General features: G+C 46.2%; 4 protein-coding genes, 1 tRNA gene, 1 rRNA gene and 2 pseudogenes. All 8 read left to right on the plus strand.

Annotation, left to right across the window (positions count from 1 at the left end; genetic code table 11):
• Nucleotides 1–94: ribosomal RNA gene (rrf, locus tag L4D12_RS25110) — 5S ribosomal RNA — on the plus strand; the annotation flags it as partial.
• Nucleotides 95–126: 32 nt separating this feature from the next.
• Nucleotides 127–203: transfer RNA gene (locus L4D12_RS25115), tRNA-Asp, on the plus strand.
• Nucleotides 204–349: 146 nt separating this feature from the next.
• A complete protein-coding gene (locus L4D12_RS25120; RefSeq protein WP_428450552.1) occupies nt 350–646 on the plus strand; it encodes a hypothetical protein in 297 nt (98 codons plus the stop codon).
• 36 nt (nt 647–682) lie between these two features.
• On the plus strand, nt 683–973 hold the full coding sequence (gene tnpA, locus L4D12_RS25125; protein ID WP_428450553.1) for an IS66 family insertion sequence element accessory protein TnpA: 291 nt from the start codon (nt 683–685) through the stop codon (nt 971–973).
• On the plus strand, nt 970–1113 hold the full coding sequence (tnpB, locus tag L4D12_RS25130; protein WP_428450554.1) for an IS66 family insertion sequence element accessory protein TnpB: 144 nt from the start codon (nt 970–972) through the stop codon (nt 1111–1113). Before tnpA ends, tnpB (L4D12_RS25130) begins: the two co-directional genes overlap by 4 nt.
• A 621-nt stretch (nt 1114–1734) precedes the next feature.
• Complete coding sequence (locus L4D12_RS25135) at nt 1735–2721, plus strand: reverse transcriptase domain-containing protein (protein WP_428450555.1); 987 nt, start codon at nt 1735–1737, stop codon at nt 2719–2721.
• A 27-nt stretch (nt 2722–2748) separates the two neighbouring features.
• Nucleotides 2749–2955 (plus strand): annotated as a pseudogene (gene tnpB / locus L4D12_RS25140) (IS66 family insertion sequence element accessory protein TnpB); the annotation flags it as partial.
• Nucleotides 2956–3027: 72 nt separating this feature from the next.
• Nucleotides 3028–4451: pseudogene (gene tnpC, locus L4D12_RS25145) on the plus strand (IS66 family transposase); the annotation flags it as partial.
• Nucleotides 4452–4690: the final 239 nt, after the last annotated feature.

Genomic DNA, 4690 nt, shown 5'->3' on the forward strand with positions numbered 1-4690 from the left:
ACCCACCTGATCCCATGCCGAACTCAGTAGTGAAACGTAATAGCGCCGATGGTAGTGTGGGGTCTCCCCATGTGAGAGTAGGACATCGCCAGGCTTCAAATTGCTTAAATGCTGAATAGACGCTGCGGAGCGGTAGTTCAGTTGGTTAGAATACCGGCCTGTCACGCCGGGGGTCGCGGGTTCGAGTCCCGTCCGCTCCGCCACTTATACTAAGCCCGAGTCGTAAGACTCGGGCTTTTTTACGTCTATTGCTCGTTAAAATATCAATGTAAGCGGGTATTTCCCCGCACATACTAATCAGAACTCGTGAATGGTATTGATATAACTCCTTCATCAATGGAGCTATACTATGACTCGAGACGATAAAATTCAGCTCTGGCAAGTACAAAAAGAAAGCGGCATGACTATTGTCGTCAGGTGTGAGCTGAACCATGTCACTTCATCTAACTTGTGTTATTGGCAGAAGAAGTTAATTGCTCCCGCACCTAAAACTGAAAGCATGATGGTGTCTTTGCCCATGATGACAGCGGCGATACTACTTATTATAGAAACACCTAGTAGCTATCGGATTTCTGTCAACGATACATCGGCTCTGAATATTTGTAAGCGTCTAAATAACCACACATTCAAAAATCTAGCCATATAGGTGATCCTGTTTCTTCTTTATTTAAGGAGAAACACCATGACATCTACCAAACAACAACATTGGCAATCGATTATCGATGAGCAAGCCCAAAGCGAGTTCACCAAAGCCGACTTTTGTCAGCAGCGTAATATCAAACTGGCGACGTTTTACTATTGGTTGAAAAAGCTACGCACTAATGACGAGATTCAATGTGTATTACCCGTTCTGCTTGATGAAAAGGTAGAGGCTTCATGCGTTGAAGTGTTTCTGCCTAGCGGATTGCGGGTGTGCCTTCCCTGTGATTTATCACACGGGCAAATTCGTCATTGGCTTGAGGCCCTGCAATGATCCCCAGTGGCAGTATTTATCTCGTGTCTGGAGTGACCGACATGCGCAAGTCGATTGATGGCCTGTCTCTGATTGTGGCGGACGTGTTAGAAATGGATCCGCTCAGTAACGCATGGTTCATTTTCTGCAATCGAGGATGAGATAAAATAAAAATCCTATTCTGGGGTGTGCCACGAACAAAGGGCTAACACCTTCTGGAGCTGTGCTACTGATGGGAGAAGGCCTCCCGAAATCTGCCTGTAGGGCTCGGTTTCAAACCGCCAAGTGCTGCTGTATTTAAGAGATATGGTAGTGAGCGACTTTGGAAAAGGTATCAATAAAGATATCAGGTATGAATCAAGAAGATGAGTGGAAGCGAACCGTCCGATGACGCATCGTTAAGGATTACGTGTTGTCAAAACTAGGGGCGCCCAGTAACCCTAGGATAAGCTGGAAAGAAACCTACTTACTGTTTCAGTGGCAATCGGTGTATAGGCGGCATGAGCTTGATTTTAGGCGGTAGCATGGAACGTGGGAACCTGGATTTGAATGACAAGGGAAATGACAAATACCATGAGGAAGAATACCGATGTCAAATACAGGGGCGGAGCTGCTCGTAGTAGTGTTGAATTACCTGTAATGGGTAAGGAGCGAAGGGGCAGCATTATCCAGTTGATGAAATTTAGTCAACCTAGCAAAACTAGGAAGGAGCCATATGGCATCAACAAAATCGTTTGATATTTCAAAACAACTCGTTTGGAGGGCATATCAACGTGGTCAAGATGTTAATCGAACCTCAGATAGACACATGCTTCCACACTGACTCGTATGGCTATCGACCTGGAAAGTCTGCATTGCAGGCCGTAGAGAAAACTCGGCAACGCTGCTGGCGGATGGATTGGGTTGTAGAGTTTGATATCAAAGGTGCGTTCGATAATATCGATCACAAACTGTTGATGAAAGCTGTACGTCATCACGTAAAGGTGAAGTGGGCTTTGCTTTACATCGAGAGATGGTTAAAAGCATCAACACTCACAGTTGATAATGCTTTGGAGACTCGAACTCAAGGCACACAACAAGGTGGTGTCATTAGTCCATTGCTGATGAATCTGTTCATGCACTACGCATTTGATGCTTGGATAAGTAAAACTTCTCCCAAGTGTCCCTTTGCTAGGTATGCGGATGACGCAGTCGTGCATTGTCACTCCGAAGCTCAAGCGAAATATCTGCTTCGAGCAATAGAAGAAAGACTGAAGGAGTGTAAGCTCACAATGCATCCAACTAAGTCAAAGATTGTGTACTGTAAGGACAGTAATCGACTTCTTGCTTACCCAGTAAAGGAATTCACTTTTCTAGGTTTTACTTTTAGACCAAGAAAGGCGAAGAACAAGGAAGGACAGTTATTTACTAGCTTTCTGCCAGCGGCAAGTGATGAGGGATTAAAATCCATGCGGTCACGCATCAGAGCTTGGCGTTTGTCAGTAAGAACGCCTGCGACGTTGGAAGAGCTATCGCGTTTATATAACCCTATATTGCGGGGGTGGTTCCAATACTACGGACACTTTTACCCCACCCAAATGCGTAAACTAGCAAACTATCTGGAACTCAGATTAGGATGGTGGGCAAGGCGAAAATATAAACGTCTTGCAGGACATAAACGGAAAAGTGCACAGTGGCTAAAGCATGTAGCACAAAGTCGACCGTGTCTGTTCATCCACTGGCACTATTTTGAAGACCAACGATTGGGTAATGGGAGCCGTATGATATGAGAGTATCACGTATGGTTCTGCGAGAGGTTAGAGGTGAGACTCCTCTGGTCTACTCACCATACCAATGGTTTTTGGCTCTATTATCGCCGACTAGAAAAAGGCTACTTTAAGTGGCCAAAGCCCACGGCAGCAGGCCATATCCACATCTCTACTCAGCAGCTAAACTGGCTATTATCTGAGCTAATGCTTGAAAACCCGCAAGCCCATCAACCGCTATACGGGCGAGAAGTGTGAGCTAGAATACTGATCCGCATATTGCGCTTGAACGATCCTTTTTCGCTGTCAGACTAGGTGAAAATGATGAATGAAGAGGTCATTGAACTTAAAAGTGCGGTGCAACTACTCACGGAGCAGCTCAACCTGAGTAAATCTAAACGCTTCGCGGCTCAAAGTGAGAAGCATCCCAAAGGTACCTTCAATGAGGCTGAGCAGCAAAATAAGCCCGAGCCAAAACATCATAAGAAAGGCAGAAAACCACTGCCTAAGACGCTAGAGCGTGAAACTCGTGTTCATACATTGAATGCACCACACTGTGACTGTTGCGGTGATGCCATGCATGAGTGTGGCAGTGAAACCTCGGAAGAGCTGAAAATCATCCCTCAGACAGTCAGCGTGATCCGTCATCAGCGAACCAAATATGCCTGCCGATCCTGTGAGAAAACGGAGCTAAAAAGCCAGATCATTACTGCGCCTAAACCGGCCAGTATGATCCCAAAGAGTATCGCTAGCCCTGAAACTCTTGCTGCTGTTGCCACCGCTAAATATGTCGATGCACTACCACTCTATCGCCAGGTTGAGATCCTAAAGCGTGCCGATATCGATATTAGCCGCGGTACGTTAGCAAACTGGTGTGTTCAACTTGGCGCTAAAGTTAACGTGCTGGTTGAAGTGATGAAACAGCAGCTTCTCCAAGAACCACTTATCTGTGCTGACGAAACCACTGTGCAGGTATTGAGTGAACCTGACCGGGCCGCGACAAGCAAATCGTACATGTGGGTGTATCGCAGTGGCGAGTTCGCCCCGCACCCTGTTGTTATCTATGAATATCAACCAAGCCGTGCTCAATCTTGTCCGAAAACCTTTCTTGGTGATTACGCAGGCTACTTGTTGTGTGATGGATATGTCGGTTATGAGGGGGCTAGAACTTATTACCCTTGCTGGCTGCATGGCGCATGCAAGGCGAAAGTTCACCGATGCAAAAAAAGCTCAACCAGCAGGGAGTTCAGGACGAGCAGAAAAAGCCCTAAGTTACATCGGCAAACTTTATGCGGTAGAAAGTCACTGCAAAACGTTGAGTGCAGAGGAGCGTCATCAATACCGATTAGAAAAAGCTATCTCAATACTAGATGAGTTCCACGCTTGGTTGAAAGAGAGCCGAGAAAAAGTGCTGCCAAAAAGCTTGATAGGTAAAGCCATCAACTACACGTTGAATCAATGGGACAAATTAACAACCTACCTTGAAGACGGAAAAATCAGCATTGATAACAATGTGACTGAACGAGATATTAGGCCGTTCACAACGGGTCGGAAAAACTGGTTGTTCTCAAAATCAGTCGCTGGCGCCGAGGCGAGTGCAAACTTATACAGCATCGTAATGACGTGCCGAGCCAAATGACATCAACCCTTATTATTACTTCTTGCATCTATTCCGAGAGCTGCCGCAGAGGGCATCTGGCACTGATCTCACCGATTTACTGCCATGGAATGTTGAATTAGGTGAGGCCGAATAAGGCCTCACTGATTAACTGCGCGCTTAGTACGCTAGGCAAAGCTAGCAAATAAATAGTGGGTGAAAGTCCCATCTTAGTAAGGGTAGCCACCCGCTAAGCCCTCGAGCTATGCGCTACATGTGGGTAACTGCATTAGTGAAGTGTTAGTAGAGGCACCTGTAGGCTAAGTATTGAGCCACGAAATCAGTTTTGGGAGTGGGGATGTTGTTAAGCGAAGCAGAACCCAACAAGTGCTAGTG

The organism is Photobacterium nomapromontoriensis (genome assembly GCF_050336815.1).
GTDB classification, from domain to species: Bacteria; Pseudomonadota; Gammaproteobacteria; order Enterobacterales; family Vibrionaceae; genus Photobacterium; species Photobacterium nomapromontoriensis.

Bases quoted from the DNA above. Each gene is read 5' to 3' on its own strand.
- L4D12_RS25135 (WP_428450555.1), top strand. From the start codon at position 1,735: ATGTTAATCGAACCTCAGATAGACACATGCTTCCACACTGACTCGTAT.
- tnpA (WP_428450553.1), top strand. From the start codon at position 683: ATGACATCTACCAAACAACAACATTGGCAATCGATTATCGATGAGCAA.
- tnpB (WP_428450554.1), top strand. From the start codon at position 970: ATGATCCCCAGTGGCAGTATTTATCTCGTGTCTGGAGTGACCGACATG.
- L4D12_RS25120 (WP_428450552.1), top strand. From the start codon at position 350: ATGACTCGAGACGATAAAATTCAGCTCTGGCAAGTACAAAAAGAAAGC.